Genomic DNA, 15,665 nt, shown 5'->3' with positions numbered 1-15,665 from the left:
TTAATGACTTTCTAATAGCCATCATATTTATAACGGGCATGAAAGGAGTAACGGTTTTATATACCGTTTGGTGATTTGGAAGTTGAAAAGGGAATAAGACGAAATCCTCCCCACAGATGCAGGGAGGAAACAGAGGTGAATCAGATGCCGACGCTAACCGTCTCCGGCAACGTGCTGCCGCCATCGATCACATTCTGTGTACCGGTTAAATAGCTGGATTCATCGGATGCGAGAAAGGCCGCGAGTTCGCCGACTTCCAGCGGATCGGCGAGGCGACGCATCGGGATTGCTTTTGCCATTTCAGTCAGCACCGATTCTGGATCTTCCGGGTTCGACTGGCGGGCAATACTTTCCGCCATTGGCGTGCGCACGTAGCCCGGACAAATCGCATTTACGCGAATACCAGACTGCGCGTACTCCACCGCCAGCGATTTAGTCAGGCCAACAATCGCCGCTTTCGTTAAGGCATACGCCGTTTCGCCAGGATCGGCCACCATATCGCCAGTGACCGAAGACATCATCACAATGCGACCATCTTTACGGGCAATCATCTCCGGCAGCACCGCCTTTGTGACGTTCCATACGCCTTTAATATTGATATCAATATGGAAATCGCGATCGTCATCGCTCATATCGAGGAAACTGCCCAGGCGACAAACGCCTGCGTTATTCACCAGGATATCAATGCGCCCTTCTTTTTCCTTCGCGCGCTTGATAGCAGCGGCTACCGACGCCGGGTCACGCACATCGGCGACAACCGCCGTACAGCGATGACCACGACCACACAGTTCGTCCGCCAGCTTTTCGATCTCAGGGGAGATATCCAGCAAGATTAGATTCGCGCCATGACGTGCAAAAGTTCTGGCAATTCCTTCGCCAATTCCCTGCAATGCGCCTGTAATCAGTGCTGTCTTGCCCGTGAGTTTACCCATTTCAAGTTTCTCCTTTTGAATACAGAGCATTACGCTCTATTGTCCTTACCATACCTGAATGACAGATCAATGCTGAGTAGTGGATCTAAATTCAGGAAAATCTTAAGTAAAATCTTCCATAACCACAACGCTGTCATTGTACACATTGACTGCTGTACATAATCAGGCAGGGAGATATGATTCACTCCAGATGAAATTATTCGAAGGCAAATATTTAAGGTGATTGTATATGCAACTTGAAAAGATGATTACCGAAGGCTCGAACGCCGCCTCGGCTGAAATTGACCGCGTTTCGACGCTGGAAATGTGCCGGATTATCAACGATGAAGATAAAACCGTACCACTCGCCGTTGAGCACGTACTGCCGGATATTGCAGCGGCGATCGATGTTATTCACGCCCAGGTGAGCGGCGGCGGCCGTCTGATTTACATCGGTGCGGGGACCTCTGGTCGTCTGGGTATTCTTGATGCCAGTGAATGTCCGCCGACCTACGGCGTGAAACCGGGCCTGGTAGTTGGTTTGATTGCTGGCGGCGAATATGCCATTCAGCACGCGGTGGAAGGCGCGGAAGATAGCCGGGAAGGCGGCGTTAACGATCTGAAAAATATTAATTTAACGGCACAGGATGTGGTGGTCGGTATTGCCGCCAGCGGTCGTACGCCGTATGTGATTGCCGGACTGGAATACGCCCGCCAGCTCGGTTGCCGCACAGTGGGAATTTCCTGTAATCCGGGGAGCGCCGTTTCAACTACCGCAGAGTTTGCTATTACGCCGATTGTTGGGGCCGAAGTGGTCACGGGTTCTTCGCGAATGAAAGCTGGCACGGCGCAGAAACTGGTGCTCAATATGCTCTCCACCGGGTTGATGATTAAGTCAGGCAAAGTGTTCGGCAACCTGATGGTCGATGTGGTCGCCACCAATGAAAAACTGCATGTACGCCAGGTCAATATCGTCAAAAACGCCACCGGATGTAGCGCTGAGCAAGCGGAAGCGGCATTGGTTGCCTGCGACCGCCACTGTAAAACGGCTATTGTGATGGTGCTGAAAAATCTCGATGCCGCAGAAGCTAAAAAACGCCTGGATCAACATGGCGGCTTTATTCGCAAAGCTCTGGAAAAGGAATAACCCATGGCTAAAGAGATCAGCAGTGAACTTCTGAACACCATTCTTACCCGGGTCGGTGGCCCGGGAAACATCGCCAGCTGTGGTAACTGTATGACGCGTCTGCGTCTGGGTGTACATGACAGTTCACTGGTTGATCCCGATATCAAAACCCTGGAAGGCGTAAAGGGCGTCATTTTGACCAGCGATCAGGTGCAGGTGGTTTTTGGGCCAGGCAAAGCGCATCGTGCCGCAAAAGCCATGAGCGAGTTGCTGGGCGAAGCACCGATACAGGATGCCGCAGAAATCGCCGCCCAGAATAAACGCCAGTTAAAAGCCAGACAAACTTCCGGCGTGCAACAATTTCTCGCCAAATTCGCCACCATCTTTACGCCGCTGATCCCCGGTTTTATTGCTGCGGGTCTGTTGCTGGGGATAGCGACGCTAATCGCCACGGTGATGCACGTTCCGGCAGATGCTCAGGGAACGCTGCCCGACGCGCTGAATTTTATGAAGGTGTTCAGCAAAGGCTTGTTCACCTTCCTGGTAATTCTGGTGGGCTATAACGCGGCCCAGGCGTTCGGCGGCACAGGCGTAAATGGCGCAATTATCGCCGCGCTCTTTTTGCTCGGTTATAACCCTGCTGCCACCACTGGTTACTACGCCGGATTTCACGATTTCTTCGGTCTGCCCATCGATCCGCGCGGCAATATTATCGGCGTGTTGATTGCCGCCTGGGCCTGCGCCCGCATTGAAGGCATGGTGCGCCGCTTTATGCCGGACGATCTCGACATGCTGCTGACCTCGTTAATCACTCTGTTGATCACCGCTACGCTTGCGTACCTGATCATTATGCCGCTGGGCGGCTGGTTATTCGAAGGTATGTCGTGGCTGTTTATGCACCTGAACAGTAATCCGCTCGGTTGTGCGGTTTTAGCCGGGCTGTTCCTGATCGCCGTGGTGTTTGGCGTGCATCAGGGCTTTATTCCTGTTTACCTCGCGTTAATGGACAGCCAGGGATTCAACAGCTTATTTCCCATCCTTTCGATGGCAGGCGCGGGCCAGGTGGGCGCGGCGTTGGCGCTCTACTGGCGGGCGCAACCGCACAGTGCGTTACGCAGCCAGGTGCGCGGGGCGATTATTCCCGGCCTGCTGGGCGTTGGTGAACCGTTGATTTACGGCGTCACCCTGCCCCGCATGAAGCCGTTTGTTACCGCCTGTTTAGGCGGCGCGGCGGGCGGTTTGTTTATCGGGCTGATAGCCTGGTGGGGTCTGCCAATGGGCTTAAACAGCGCCTTCGGACCGTCTGGCCTGGTGGCGCTGCCGCTGATGACTTCCGCTCAAGGTATCCTTCCGGCAATGGCGGTATATGCAGGTGGGATTCTGGTGGCATGGGTTAGTGGGTTTATTTTCACCACGCTCTTTGGCTACCGTAATGTCAATCTGGACTGATTATGAAACGGACAATGCTCTATCTTTCTCTGCTGGCTGTTAGCTGTAGCGTCAGCGCCGCAAAATACCCTGTTCTGACAGAAAGTAGTTGATCAAGTGTATGCGGCGTTAAAGCAGTAATAAAAAGGCCAGTCAGTTATGTTACTGGCTGGCCTTTAATCATCGAATCAGAAACGCTTACAGCGCCATCAGCTTGTCCAGCGACGGCGCGAAGTAATAGCCGCCGGTTACCGGTTTGGTGAAACGCAACATCGCATCACGCTTACCATCGGTATCGCCAAACATGCTCAGCAGTTGCTGCTCAATGTTATGCAGACGCGCACAGTAGGCGCAGAAGTACAGACCGTGAGTGCCACTGGCGGTGCCGTACGGCAGGCTCTGGCGAACAATCTTCAGCCTTTGCCATCTTCTTTCAGATCAACACGGGTCAGGTGAGAGGTTTCCGGACGTTCGTCGCCATCAATCTCTTCGTTGGCTTCTTTGGTACGGCCGATCATCATCTCCTGATCGTGAACGCTCATACGGTTGAGTTGCTTCAGGTTGTGCTCCCAACGCTGCACAAACACATAGCTGCCGCCTGCATCCACGCCGTCTTTGATAACCGCCACTTCGCGACGCGTCTCTTCACCCGCCGGGTTTTCTGTGCCGTCAACAAAGCCGCTCAGGTCACGCTCTTCAACCCAACGGAAGCCGTGGATCTCTTCTTTCACTTCAATGCAGTCACCAAAGGCTTCCATCGCCGCCTGGGCGACAGAAAAGTTTACATCATGACGCAGAGAAAGAATGTGGATTAACACATCGAACTGAGTGGTCGGCGCAAGACCTTTGCCGTAGCCAGGAAAATCTTTCAGCTCTTCGGCACCAACGCCGCCGCTCAGAGCACGCCAGGTGTTGTTACCAAAGGCAACGACTGCACCAAGATGTGCGTCCGGGAATTTCGCTTCAAAAGTCGCCAGTTTGTCGGCAAATGTTTTACTGGCCGCACGCAGGGCATCAACTTCCCCTTTTACGTTGGCTTCGATCCAAATCGCCGCGCGGCAATGTTCTGGCAAAATGCCACTCTGAACCTGAGACATTGTTCCTCCTGAAAATAATAATGCCACGCAATCCGTGGCATTGTTGGGCGCTATTTTACGTGTTTTTTGTGATTAGCGGTTTGCTCAGACGCAAATTAACGTCGCCAGATAATTTTACTGACTTTCCAGTTTTTCAAGGTATCGTCCGAAGGCATTAACCCTTCAGGACCACTCCATTCACCGCTGAACTGGTAGCTAATATGTTGACTGCCTTCAGCTTTACATTCGACAGCACGATCATCACCATCGGCTTTTTGGCAATTGCCAAATGCTTTGCTGTAAAGGTCGCTAAACGGTGTACCGATTTTAACACCGGTGTCCGCAGGAATATCGCTATCTGAAACGTCAATGCGGCTGATTGTACCTTGATCACCATTGATGACCATCGCCACGCTGTCGCCTTTCATCACTTCAAAAAAGCGCACTACATTACCGTTAGCGGTTTTCATTCCGCTGCGCAGGCGATAATCACCATCAAGCGCATCGGCAATAGCTTGTTCTTGTAATGGTGTGGACGCCGTTAATTCACCCACGCCCTGCTCGCTCACTTTGGTGGACGACCCAAACCAGTTCCACGGATTCGCGGCAGACCAGTTAACTGACGACATCGTGGAACAGCCGGTCAGCATCAACGGCATAGCGCATAACATTAAACGCAGCGATTTCATCTCACTTCCTTTGGTTATTCAATAACGTTGCTTGGAGTGCAAATTTGCAAAAAAGTGCCGTTAGAGGTAGATGACAAACACAAAATTGCCTGATGCGCTACGCTTATCAGGCCTACTTTTTCCTGCAATATCTTGAATTTTCGATGTTTTGTAGGCCGGATAAGGCGTTCACGCCGCATCCGGCATAAACAAAGCGCACCTCTGCGTTATTCTTTTTCTTCATTAAAACAAGCGCGTAAACGTCGATTGGTCAGCAGCCAGATTAACGCCACAATATCCGCCACTACCAGCGCCAGACTGATTCCGCTAACCGATTCGCCGTTCAGCCACAGCCACGGTTGCCAGCAAAGTAAAACCACTTGCGCCAACAGCAACAGAAAATAGAGCCCATGCCAGATACGGGGAAACGTAGCGCGCCGACCACTCAGCAAAAACGCCAGCACTGCTGGAATGCCGGGAATTAACCCCAGCCAGAAATTATCGTGATCGGGATAAAACAGATTCAGCAGCGCAGTACCCTGCTCACGCGACGCACCGGCAATCACAAACAGCACCCAGGTTCGCGCCTGAAGCAGTAGCACAAGCCAGAAGAGAAAAGGTAAACGCAGGCGTCCGTGCGCATCATAATGGACAGGATGAAACTCAGTACTCTTCATCTTCAATCAAACGCTTACCCAGACTCAGCACATCAGCGTGTTCATATCCCAGGCGTTCGTACATTCCGAGCACCATGTCGTTGTCTTCCGGCACGTTGATCTGAATTTTCGGGCAACCGCGGGCAATGAGCTTTTTCTCCAGTCGATTAAGCAACGCGTTAGCAATTCCGCGCCCGCGAAACTCCGGATGCACGCCAAGATAATAAGCAGACCCACGATGCCCGTCATAACCGCCCATCACCGTTCCCACCACTTCACCATTCACTTCCGCGACCAGGAACAAACTGACGTCATGGTTCATCTTGCGCTCGATGTCCATTTCCGGATCGTTCCATGGACGCAGCAAGTCGCAACGCTCCCAAAGGGTGATGACCTCTTCGAAATCTTCCTGGCGAAATACGCGTATCTCCATGGTATGAGTTACCTTTTTGGGGGTTAAAAGGGTGATTATGGCGTGAACGACCGAATTAGCCAATATCTGACGAAAATCGGTTGAAAAAGTGGCATAATGACGCGTTGTCATTTATTGAAATGAAAAGTAAAACAATTCTCACCAGCAAACCGTCGTAACGGATTACGCGATACGATATAACATCTGGAACTTCATTATTACAACTCAGGCCGTATGAGCACTTTTAAACCACTAAAAACACTCACTTCGCGCCGCCAGGTGCTGAAAGCCGGATTGGCTGCCCTGACGTTGTCAGGAATGTCACAAGCCATCGCCAAAGAAGAACCTTTAAAAACCAGCAACGGACACACTAAGCCGAAAGCCAAAAAAGCCGGGGGCAAGCGGATAGTCGTTCTCGATCCAGGCCACGGCGGGATTGATACCGGTGCGATTGGCCGCAACGGGTCAAAAGAAAAACACGTGGTGCTGGCGATTGCCAAAAACGTCCGTTCAATTTTGCGCAATCATGGCATTGATGCGCGGCTGACGCGTTCTGGCGATACCTTTATTCCACTGTACGATCGCGTTGAAATCGCCCATAAACATGGCGCAGACCTGTTTATGTCAATTCACGCCGACGGCTTTACCAACCCGAAAGCTGCCGGTGCATCGGTCTTTGCCCTCTCTAACCGTGGCGCAAGTAGCGCGATGGCAAAATATTTGTCCGAACGCGAAAACCGTGCTGATGAAGTTGCCGGGAAAAAGGCGACCGACAGGGATCACCTATTGCAACAAGTGCTGTTTGATCTGGTGCAAACAGATACCATTAAAAATAGTCTGACGCTCGGCTCGCATATTCTGAAGAAGATTAAGCCGGTGCATAAACTGCACAGCCGCAACACCGAACAAGCGGCATTTGTGGTGTTGAAATCACCGTCGGTTCCTTCGGTGCTGGTGGAAACTTCGTTTATCACCAACCCGGAAGAAGAACGGCTGTTAGGCACGGCTGCGTTTCGTCAGAAAATCGCCACAGCGATTGCTGAAGGCGTGATCAGTTATTTCCACTGGTTTGATAACCAGAAAGCACACTCGAAAAAGCGGTAAGTTATGAAACCCGACGCGCACCAGGTTAGACAGTTCCTCCTCGACCTTCAGGATACAATTTGCCAGCAACTGGCCGCCGTAGATGGCGCAGAGTTTGTCGAAGATAGCTGGCAACGTGAAGCTGGTGGCGGCGGGCGTAGTCGGGTGTTGCGTAATGGTGGTGTTTTCGAACAGGCGGGCGTCAACTTTTCTCACGTCCACGGCAACGCGATGCCCGCTTCCGCGACCGCTCATCGCCCGGAACTTGCCGGGCGCAGTTTCGAGGCGATGGGCGTATCGCTGGTAGTGCATCCGCATAATCCGTACATTCCCACCAGCCACGCGAATGTGCGGTTTTTTATTGCCGAAAAACCGGGTGCCGATCCCGTCTGGTGGTTTGGCGGCGGCTTCGACTTAACCCCTTTCTATGGCTTTGAAGAGGATGCTATTCACTGGCACCGCACCGCCCGTGACCTGTGCCTGCCATTTGGCGAAGACGTTTATCCCCGTTACAAAAAGTGGTGCGACGAATACTTCTACCTCAAACATCGCAACGAACAGCGCGGTATTGGCGGGCTGTTCTTTGATGATCTGAACACGCCAGATTTCGACCACTGTTTCGCCTTTATGCAGGCGGTAGGCAAAGGCTACACCGACGCTTATTTACCGATTGTTGAACGGCGTAAAGCAATGGAATACGGCGAACGCGAGCGCAATTTCCAGTTGTACCGCCGCGGGCGCTATGTCGAGTTCAACCTGGTATGGGATCGCGGGACGCTGTTTGGTTTACAAACCGGCGGGCGCACCGAATCTATTCTGATGTCAATGCCGCCACTGGTACGCTGGGAGTACGATTATCAGCCGGAAGCAGGCTCTCCGGAAGCGGCGTTGAGTGAGTTTATTAAGGTCAGGGATTGGGTGTAACTCCCTCACTCCAACTCCTGCATCCGCTGATGCAGTGTCAGTGACGGCTTCTCGGCAAACAGTTGCTGATAATCCGTGGCAAATTGCCCCAGATGCCAGAATCCCCACTGCATGGCGGCGTCTTTTACCGTCATACTTTGCGACCACGGACTAATCAGTTCACGGCGCACGGCGTTCAGGCGAATGCGTTTTAGCCATGCATTCGGGCCAATGCCCAAAATAGCGTGAAATGCGTTTTGTAAGGTGCGGCGACTGACGTGCAGTTGATTACACAAGTCCAGTACGGTTACCGGTTCGGACATGTTTTCCAACACATATTCACGGGCGCGGGAAAGCAATCGGCGGTAACTCTGATGACTGATGCTTTCCGCTGTCACCATTGGTTGCGCTTCTTCCAGCATCGCCCCCATCGCCATCAGCAAATTATCCCCCAGCACTTTACGCACCGCAGGCTGATGAAGATTCTCCGGGTTCTCGCAAAATGTCGCCAACGCCTGTTGGACAAAGCCCCACAGCGCGGCTTTATGCTGCTCTTTCACTTCCAGCGCCGACTGGTTACGTAACATATGCAGCACCCTTTCCGGGTTATGCAAAAAGTTAGCCTGCCGGGTAATGACATCTTCAGAAAGCACTACGCCAAGGATCGTATAATCATCCGGTGTACTCAGTTCAAACTCGGTGCCGCCAGGGCGCGTGGCAATTTCCGCGCTTCCCAGGCATTGTGAGCCGATAAATCCCTGTTCGCCGCGTGTCGCCGGAATACCAAACCAGAAAGAGTTCGGCCAGACCAGGCACGACTGACGCAGTGCCAGACCGGTGTATTCACGGAAAACCTGAATATCATCGAGTAGAATTTCCGTAAATTCACCATGAAACTTGCCCGGATGCAGTTGATCGTAAATCTGCTGCCAGGCGGTAATCGTCAAAGCATGTTCATAGACATCCGTTGTCTGTCGTTGATGAACATTATCCACTTCGACCTTCGGCGTAAGCTTCAGGTTTTCGGATAAGGGGTCATGATAAAGATGGTGCAAATTAGCTGTACGGGGCTTTTTCATGATGTTAATGCCGGGTGTTATATGACACCCGGCACCTCCGACAGATTAATGGGGCTTGAGACGATAACGACTACTGCGTTTACGTAACGTCCCGGCAGAAAAGAGCTGTTCGAGCGCATTTCTGGCTTTTTCCAACGGCCAGCCAAAGTGGGCAGCCACTTCTCCTGCCGTCATTCCCTGACGTACTGATGTTAACAGCGCCAACAACTCGTCAGCAGATTCCGCAACGATAGCTGGCACGCAGGGTTCCTTTACAGCTTGCTTTGGCTGGCGGTTAAAGCCAGTAACCAGCCACTGGGTGTCATCGTCTGGCCGACCGATCTCCTTGCGGCTGATGACGCGCCCGGTACGCATCGCAGCAGCACAACCTGCATCCAGCGCCGCACGACACGCCGCCAGATCGCCTTCCACCACCAGCGTCAACCTACCTGGGTCAAGTACTTCATGACTGAGCAGGCGCACGTTGGCCGCTTTCAGCATCGCATCCGCCGCATCGATTGCGGCGACCATGCCGTCCACTTCCAGCAATCCCAGTGCATTGATCATCGGCAACCTCCGTTACGCACGCTGGATTGGATTCCGCGCGATTTCCAGCACTGCATCGGTAAAGGCATTACAGGCCGCTTTACACGCCGCCTGGCTTCCCGTTAAGAATGCGGCGGAATAGTTGGTTTCTGACGGCGGCGGGACATAAGTCACCAGCTGTACGTCGGCAGATTTTAACGCTGCATCAATGCCATAAGTCGCTTCCAGCGGCGGCGCCACCAGATACGCCATCGGATCGCCAAGCGTAATACCCGCAGTGGAAGAGAGATAAGAGCCAGTACGCGAAACCACATGTGCAAGGAATGCCGTATCTTGCGCATCGTTGGCCCACTGGAAGGCCGCACCGTTTTCAATATGCGCAACCATTGCATCCAGACCAGCACGCACTTCCGCCGGGTTTGGCCCGCCCAGCATAATCAGCACTTCACCGGCAGTCGGTGACGGGCCGTGTGCTGCTCCCGCATACAGCGAGCGGCCATACACCACTTCCACCATCGCCTGTTTGGTCGCTTCATCAGCGGCAATGTAGGTGACGTCATCGGAGTCGGCGGAAATCAGCCCAAGGCTACGAATATGCGGCGGCAATTTCAGCTCACGCGCAAAATCGGCGTTAACGGAGGCAATCACCCGCATGGCGGTGACCGACGGTCGAATCAAATCTAAAGCTGGCATGATGCCTCCTTATCGGGTCATGTTGATGCCGGATGCTTTCTGCTCCAGCATACGTTTCGCCAAATCCACAATAACTGCTGCGGCTTCAACTGGCGGCGTGCCGCCCTGGTGAATGTTAGAGATACAGGTGCGATCGGCCTCAACGGTGGTCGCCATACGCGGTGAGTAGACGGCGTAGCAGGAAAGACTTTCTGACTGCCCTAACCCCGGGCGTTCGCCCACCAGCAGGATCACCACTTTCGCGCCGAGGATCTCACCGATCTGATCTTCAATTTTCACGCGACCGTAACGCACAAAGAACGGCGTGCCGACTTTCAGCCCGGCCTGTTTCAGGCCCGCCATCAGCGGTGGCAGGATCTCTTCATAGTTCACGGTGATCGCGTCAGTAGACAGGCCATCAGAAATAACGACCTGTACGTCCGGACTGGCGACACACTGTGATTTCAGGGCTTCAACAGCTTCTGCACACAGGCGGCGACCCATATCCGGGCGAGTCAGGTAGAGATTTTTGTCGCTAATTTCAGAGCGCACTTCCAGCAAGCCCTGCGCTTTCACCCACTCTTCCGGCACTTCTTTCAGTACGGTATCTTTCGAACGAGAGTGATCGGCCAGGAAACGCAGCAGCGCCTGGGTACGCGGACGCGGACCCGCACGACCGGTACAAACGCGGGCCACGGTGCTGCGACGCAGTTCTGTTAATACGTCTGCGCGATGCGGGTTTCAACACCAATCCACGCTTTTGCTTCAGTGGAACCTAAATCCAGCGCGCAGCTTTCCGTGGTCACCGGTGCCGCACAGGTGGTAGTGGCGCACTTTGCTTCTGACGGCGCGGGGGCCGCTTGTCCCATTGACGCCATCACGCTGCGTACAATTTCTTCAATCTGTTTTTGATCCATGATGTGTTATCTCCGCGTCATCAGAAAAACAGTGACGGATCGCCCGCCCGTTTGGTCAGGCGACCGTTTGCCATAATGCCCATGTTTTCCAGCCAGCGTTCAAACTCCGGTGACGGGCGCAGGTTGAGTAACTGACGCACAGTGGCGGTGTCGTGGAAGGCCGTGGTCTGGTAGTTGAGCATGATGTCATCGCCCAGCGGCATCCCCATGATGTAGTTGCAGCCTGCGGTGGCGAGCAGGATCATCAGGTTTTCGTTGAGGTTCTGGTCAGCGTCAGCGTGGTTGGTGTAGCAGCAGTCACAGCCCATAGAGATGCCGCTCAGCTTGCCCATAAAGTGATCTTCTAAGCCCGCACGAATAATCTGGCGGTCGTTGTAGAGATACTCCGGCCCAATAAAGCCGACCACGGTGTTGACGATAAACGGATCGTAATGACGCGCCAGCCCATAGTTACGCGCTTCCATCGTCACCTGGTCCGCGCCGAAGTTAGCGCCAGCGGACAGCGCAGAACCTTGCCCGGTTTCGAAGTAGAGGCAGCTTTCCCCGGCGATACGGTTGAACTCCGCGCCCACTGCGCGCGCTTCGTCGAGCATCGCCAGCTCCACGCCAAACTCTTTCAGCCCTTTTTCGCTGCCGCAGATACTCTGGAAAATCAGCCCGCCCGGCGCGCCGCGACGAATTGCTTCAATCTGGGTGGTGACGTGCGCCAGCACGCAGCCCTGGGTCGGAATGTTGAATTTGTCGATCACGCCATAAACGGTATCCAGCACGCGACTTAAGTTCTCGACGTCATCCGTTACCGGGTTGACGCCAATCACCGCATCGCCCACCCCGAAGGAAAGCCCTTCGTAGATTTGCGCGGCGATACTTTGCACGTCGTCACGGGTATCGTTCGGCTGCAAACGGGCGCTAAAGGTGCCAGGAATACCGATGGTGGTATTGGCCTTTTTGATCACCGGCATTTTCTTCGCGCCGTAGATCAGATCCGCGTTGGAGCAAATCTTCGCTACCGCCGCCACCACTTCCGAGGTCAGCCCTTTGCGGGTAAAGGCAATGTCATCAACGCTGGTTTCGTCGCTCAGCACATACTCACGCAGCTCGCTGATGCTCCAGTTTTTAATCTGGTTGTAGGCCGTTTCGTTGACGTCGTCCTGAATCAGCCGCGTGACGCAGTCATCTTCATAGGCAATCACCGGATTATTGCGGATGTCCGCTACGGTCATTTCCGACAACACCTGCTTTGCCGCCACGCGCTCCTGTGAGCTTGCCGCTGCAACGCCCGCCAGCACATCCCCCGAACGCAGTTCGTTGGCTTTAGCCAGCACCTCTTTTACATCCTTAAACTGATATACATTGCCGAACAATGTGGTCTTTAGTTTCATAAGTCGTTCCCTCAGGAAGGAAATGCGAGTGATTTCACCGTCACCGGCACAACCGATCCGCCAAAAAGAGGCGTACCAATGTCGATATAGTCCCCCGCGCGGACAATCACTTCGTCAATGACTGCCAACGGGAGTTGTTGTAGCTGTGGGCGCAACAACATGCCCAGAGCCTTACCAAAGTCCTGCCCGGCCACCACCAGCAGGGGATGCGGATTCGGAAAACGCGCGACGAAATCGACCAGCGCGTTGATGACCGTCAGTACCGCGGCGTAACGCACAGGCAGCGAGGCGGGAAGCGCCAGCACGTACGCATCAGTTTTAGGATCAAGATCCAGCTGAATCAGCGCCTGTTGCCAGGCTCTCACCAGATCCGTTTCATCAATTGGGATCGCCACTGGCAAATTGCGCAGCGGCAGTTGTACGCCCTCCAGCCAGATTGTGCTGCCAGAGAGCGAAAGGGTATGTGCGCCCGCGCCAATCACCGTGGCGCGCACGGTTTGCGCCGGAAACTGTACGTTCATCTCACGCAGGCGCGGATGGTCATGCAGCGCAGTTGCCAGAAGCGGGCCAATATCGGCAAAACAGAACGGGTCGGCGGGCTGGTGGCGATAACATTCGCCCACGCCGCCAGAAAGCGTAATGATTTCGGGCGTAACACCTGCGGGCAGTAAACCGGTTTGCATCAATGCCTGCGCGAGCGGCGAGAGCGTTCCGTCAATCACTTCGACAATCAGTTCCGCCATCCGCCGGGTAACCTGCACCAGCTGCGCGCCAGTCAGCGAACGGGCGTCAGTGCCTGCGCCGAAACACTCATCCACAATCATCTGCCCCGGTTTATGGGCGTACACCACGCGCCCCTGGCTGTCGGTTTCCAGCAGGCGACCGCCAACGTTCAGGCAGGCAGTACCACTGATTTTTCCGGCATCGAACAGGGCGTAGTTCGCGGTGCCACCGCCGATGTCGATATTCAGTACCCGACACAGCCGTTGTTCAGAGAGTGTTTGCGCCCCGGCACCGTGACCCGCAATCACAGATTCGAGATGCGGTCCGGCGCTGGCGACGACAAAATCGCCCAGCGACTGGGAGAGCGTCATCACCGCCGGGCGAGCATTGCGGGTTTTCGCGCTTTCACCGGTGATGATGATGGCACCAGAATCAACGCTTTCCGGCGCAATGCCCGCAGCCTGATATTGCTCTAAAATCAGCGATTTCAGTTCCGCTTCTTTTAAACCACCCTGTTTATCGACAGGGGTAAAGAACACCGGGCTTTGCCAGCTAATTTCGCGTTTGATGAATTCGTAGCGCGGCACCTGCGACACCGCCGCACGGTTAACCAGCTCCAGGTGGGAGAAAATCACCTGGGTGGTGGTGGTGCCGATATCGATACCGACGCTCAGTAGCTGGCGAATGTTCACGATTGCGCCTCCACTTCGGTTTTAGCCGCGGTCGCGTCTTCTTTTGGCACCAGCATCATCGCCACGCCAATTGCCGTTACGCCGCCGATCAACTTGCCGACAATCATCGGGAAGATCATGGCGTTCATGTTGGCAGCGGCGAAGCCTAAGTGGTCGCCCAGGGCGAAAGCAGCGGAAACGGCGAAGGCGCAGTTGATGACTTTGCCGCGGGTATCCATCTGCTTCATCATGCCAAACATCGGGATGTTGTTGGCAAGCGTTGCCACCATGCCGGCTGCCGCGATGTTGTTCATATTCAGCACTTTACCGACGCTCATCAGCGGTTTTTCAAACCAGCGGGTCAGCAACAGCACCATCGGATATGCCCCTAACAACACGCAGGAGATAGAACCGATAACTTCAATGGCGCGCATCACTTCACCGGGTTTATCGCCAGGGGCCATGAAGATCGGATCCAAGCCCGGGATCAGTTCCCAGCCAAGCAGGAATTTCACCACCGCGGCAGCAAGACCGAGGGTGATCAATGCGACGAGGAATTTGGCGAAGATCTGGAAGCCGTTGATCATTTTTTCCGGGATGAATTTCAGCCCCAGCGCCACCAGTACCGCGACGATAAGTACTGGGATCATGTTCATCAGGATCAGGGCGAAGGTGAATTCCACTGGCTGACCGTTGATTTGCACGCCGGAATACATAGCCACCAGACCACCAGCGATACAGCCAATCGGAATGGTCACAATGCCCGCCAGCACGCCGAGCGCCAGATAACGACGGTCAGAAGGTTCGATAATGCCGAGCGCCACCGGAATGGAAAACACAATCGTTGGCCCCATCATCGACCCGAGAATTAACCCAGAGTATAGCCACGCTGCTACGTCGCCGCCCGCCAGCTCTTTGGCGAGGAAGAAGCCGCCCATATCGCACGCCAGCAGCGTTCCGGCGAACATTGACGGGTTTGCGCCGAGCATTTCGTAAACCGGGATAATTACCGGCCCGAGTACGTGAGCCAGTACCGGTGCCAGCGCGGTCATACCGACCATCGCCAGGCCCAGTGCGCCCATTGCCATAAAGCCTTCTTCGAACTGCCCGCCGGATCCTTCGATACTTTTACCGAACTTACCGAGGAAACGAGCAGAACCGCCGAACTGCGACAGGATCCTGTCTACGGCAGCTATCAGCATAAAGAACATCATGATGTACATGATGATTTCGTTAATTCCCATCGCCTTTACTCCCTGTTAGTTATTATTTATTGGCGGATGCGGCGTAAACGCCTTATCCGGTCTACATGTGCAATCCTGTAGACCGGATAAGACGCGACAAGCGTCGCATCCGGCACTTGCACCGCGCCACTGGCGGATGCGGCGTGAACGCCTTATCCGCCCTACATGTGCAATCCCCCAGGCCGGATA

Annotated in this window: 14 protein-coding genes and 3 pseudogenes; 5 read left to right on the top strand and 12 right to left on the bottom strand. The window is 54.1% G+C overall.

What is annotated here, in order from left to right:
• Nucleotides 1-140 precede the first annotated feature (140 nt).
• On the bottom strand, nt 141-932 hold the full coding sequence (gene ucpA, locus AACU94_RS03980) for an SDR family oxidoreductase UcpA (protein WP_000517431.1): 792 nt from the start codon (nt 930-932) through the stop codon (nt 141-143).
• 229 nt (nt 933-1,161) lie between these two features.
• On the opposite strand from ucpA, the gene murQ reads away from it, so the two are divergent.
• The 3 genes and pseudogenes from murQ to AACU94_RS03965 all read left to right on the top strand — a co-directional run.
• Nucleotides 1,162-2,058, top strand: a complete 897-nt coding sequence (murQ, locus tag AACU94_RS03975; protein ID WP_135488968.1) for an N-acetylmuramic acid 6-phosphate etherase — start codon at nt 1,162-1,164, stop codon at nt 2,056-2,058.
• Nucleotides 2,059-2,061: 3 nt separating this feature from the next.
• Nucleotides 2,062-3,486: a PTS N-acetylmuramic acid transporter subunit IIBC gene (gene murP / locus AACU94_RS03970; protein ID WP_135488967.1), complete on the top strand. Its 1,425-nt coding sequence runs from the start codon at nt 2,062-2,064 to the stop codon at nt 3,484-3,486.
• A 2-nt stretch (nt 3,487-3,488) separates the two neighbouring features.
• Nucleotides 3,489-3,575, top strand: a pseudogene (locus AACU94_RS03965) (hypothetical protein); the annotation flags it as partial.
• A gap of 88 nt (nt 3,576-3,663) precedes the next feature.
• Here the strand turns inward: AACU94_RS03965 and yfeX are convergent.
• The 4 genes and pseudogenes from yfeX to AACU94_RS03945 all read right to left on the bottom strand — a co-directional run bounded on the left by yfeX (nt 3,664) and on the right by AACU94_RS03945 (nt 6,298).
• Nucleotides 3,664-4,562 (bottom strand): annotated as a pseudogene (gene yfeX / locus AACU94_RS03960) (porphyrinogen peroxidase).
• 95 nt (nt 4,563-4,657) lie between these two features.
• The gene (locus tag AACU94_RS03955) at nt 4,658-5,230 is read right to left on the bottom strand and encodes an RpoE-regulated lipoprotein (RefSeq protein WP_130216836.1); all 573 of its coding nucleotides are present in this window, start codon (nt 5,228-5,230) and stop codon (nt 4,658-4,660) included.
• A 206-nt stretch (nt 5,231-5,436) separates the two neighbouring features.
• On the bottom strand, nt 5,437-5,886 hold the full coding sequence (locus AACU94_RS03950) for a DUF2919 domain-containing protein (protein ID WP_135488966.1): 450 nt from the start codon (nt 5,884-5,886) through the stop codon (nt 5,437-5,439).
• Nucleotides 5,873-6,298 (bottom strand): GNAT family acetyltransferase, encoded by a 426-nt coding sequence (locus AACU94_RS03945; protein WP_000406000.1) that lies wholly within the window; start codon nt 6,296-6,298, stop codon nt 5,873-5,875. The genes AACU94_RS03950 and AACU94_RS03945 overlap by 14 nt, the downstream gene beginning before the upstream one ends.
• Nucleotides 6,299-6,511: 213 nt before the next feature.
• Here AACU94_RS03945 and amiA point away from each other — a divergent pair, with 213 nt between their 5' ends.
• On the top strand, nt 6,512-7,381 hold the full coding sequence (gene amiA / locus AACU94_RS03940) for an N-acetylmuramoyl-L-alanine amidase AmiA (RefSeq protein WP_130207396.1): 870 nt from the start codon (nt 6,512-6,514) through the stop codon (nt 7,379-7,381).
• Nucleotides 7,382-7,384: 3 nt separating this feature from the next.
• Entirely contained in the window at nt 7,385-8,284 is a 900-nt protein-coding gene (gene hemF / locus AACU94_RS03935) for an oxygen-dependent coproporphyrinogen oxidase (RefSeq protein ID WP_130221993.1), read from the top strand.
• Nucleotides 8,285-8,289: 5 nt separating this feature from the next.
• Here hemF and eutR read toward each other — a convergent pair whose 3' ends face one another.
• From eutR to eutH, 7 genes and pseudogenes are all read right to left on the bottom strand, one after another.
• Nucleotides 8,290-9,342, bottom strand: a complete 1,053-nt coding sequence (eutR, locus tag AACU94_RS03930) for an HTH-type transcriptional regulator EutR (protein WP_130221994.1) — start codon at nt 9,340-9,342, stop codon at nt 8,290-8,292.
• Nucleotides 9,343-9,387: 45 nt separating this feature from the next.
• A complete protein-coding gene (gene eutK / locus AACU94_RS03925) occupies nt 9,388-9,888 on the bottom strand; it encodes an ethanolamine utilization microcompartment protein EutK (protein ID WP_130207402.1) in 501 nt (166 codons plus the stop codon).
• A gap of 12 nt (nt 9,889-9,900) precedes the next feature.
• Complete coding sequence (gene eutL, locus AACU94_RS03920) at nt 9,901-10,560, bottom strand: ethanolamine utilization microcompartment protein EutL (protein WP_001111027.1); 660 nt, start codon at nt 10,558-10,560, stop codon at nt 9,901-9,903.
• Between the two features lie 9 nt (nt 10,561-10,569).
• Nucleotides 10,570-11,456, bottom strand: a pseudogene (gene eutC, locus AACU94_RS03915) (ethanolamine ammonia-lyase subunit beta).
• A 20-nt stretch (nt 11,457-11,476) separates the two neighbouring features.
• Nucleotides 11,477-12,838 (bottom strand): ethanolamine ammonia-lyase subunit alpha, encoded by a 1,362-nt coding sequence (gene eutB / locus AACU94_RS03910; protein ID WP_135488965.1) that lies wholly within the window; start codon nt 12,836-12,838, stop codon nt 11,477-11,479.
• An 11-nt stretch (nt 12,839-12,849) separates the two neighbouring features.
• Nucleotides 12,850-14,253 (bottom strand): ethanolamine ammonia-lyase reactivating factor EutA, encoded by a 1,404-nt coding sequence (gene eutA, locus AACU94_RS03905; protein ID WP_135488964.1) that lies wholly within the window; start codon nt 14,251-14,253, stop codon nt 12,850-12,852.
• Nucleotides 14,250-15,476 carry an ethanolamine utilization protein EutH gene (gene eutH, locus AACU94_RS03900; protein WP_000512387.1) on the bottom strand — a complete coding sequence of 409 codons (1,227 nt, stop codon included), beginning with the start codon at nt 15,474-15,476 and terminating at the stop codon, nt 14,250-14,252. The genes eutA and eutH overlap by 4 nt, the downstream gene beginning before the upstream one ends.
• Nucleotides 15,477-15,665: the final 189 nt, after the last annotated feature.

Origin of the sequence: Escherichia sp. E4702, assembly GCF_963883545.1 — a bacterium.
In the GTDB taxonomy this organism is placed as follows: Bacteria; Pseudomonadota; Gammaproteobacteria; order Enterobacterales; family Enterobacteriaceae; genus Escherichia.
This window is presented reverse-complemented; position numbering and strand designations above follow the sequence as displayed.

What these genes read in the sequence shown, in the direction of transcription:
- eutH (WP_000512387.1), bottom strand. Translation starts at nt 15,476, where the DNA reads ATGGGAATTAACGAAATCATCATGTACATCATGATGTTCTTTATGCTG.
- AACU94_RS03950 (WP_135488966.1), bottom strand. Translation starts at nt 5,886, where the DNA reads ATGAAGAGTACTGAGTTTCATCCTGTCCATTATGATGCGCACGGACGC.
- hemF (WP_130221993.1), top strand. Translation starts at nt 7,385, where the DNA reads ATGAAACCCGACGCGCACCAGGTTAGACAGTTCCTCCTCGACCTTCAG.
- AACU94_RS03955 (WP_130216836.1), bottom strand. Translation starts at nt 5,230, where the DNA reads ATGAAATCGCTGCGTTTAATGTTATGCGCTATGCCGTTGATGCTGACC.
- eutB (WP_135488965.1), bottom strand. Translation starts at nt 12,838, where the DNA reads ATGAAACTAAAGACCACATTGTTCGGCAATGTATATCAGTTTAAGGAT.
- eutK (WP_130207402.1), bottom strand. Translation starts at nt 9,888, where the DNA reads ATGATCAATGCACTGGGATTGCTGGAAGTGGACGGCATGGTCGCCGCA.
- ucpA (WP_000517431.1), bottom strand. Translation starts at nt 932, where the DNA reads ATGGGTAAACTCACGGGCAAGACAGCACTGATTACAGGCGCATTGCAG.
- eutL (WP_001111027.1), bottom strand. Translation starts at nt 10,560, where the DNA reads ATGCCAGCTTTAGATTTGATTCGACCGTCGGTCACCGCCATGCGGGTG.
- murQ (WP_135488968.1), top strand. Translation starts at nt 1,162, where the DNA reads ATGCAACTTGAAAAGATGATTACCGAAGGCTCGAACGCCGCCTCGGCT.
- AACU94_RS03945 (WP_000406000.1), bottom strand. Translation starts at nt 6,298, where the DNA reads ATGGAGATACGCGTATTTCGCCAGGAAGATTTCGAAGAGGTCATCACC.
- murP (WP_135488967.1), top strand. Translation starts at nt 2,062, where the DNA reads ATGGCTAAAGAGATCAGCAGTGAACTTCTGAACACCATTCTTACCCGG.
- eutR (WP_130221994.1), bottom strand. Translation starts at nt 9,342, where the DNA reads ATGAAAAAGCCCCGTACAGCTAATTTGCACCATCTTTATCATGACCCC.
- amiA (WP_130207396.1), top strand. Translation starts at nt 6,512, where the DNA reads ATGAGCACTTTTAAACCACTAAAAACACTCACTTCGCGCCGCCAGGTG.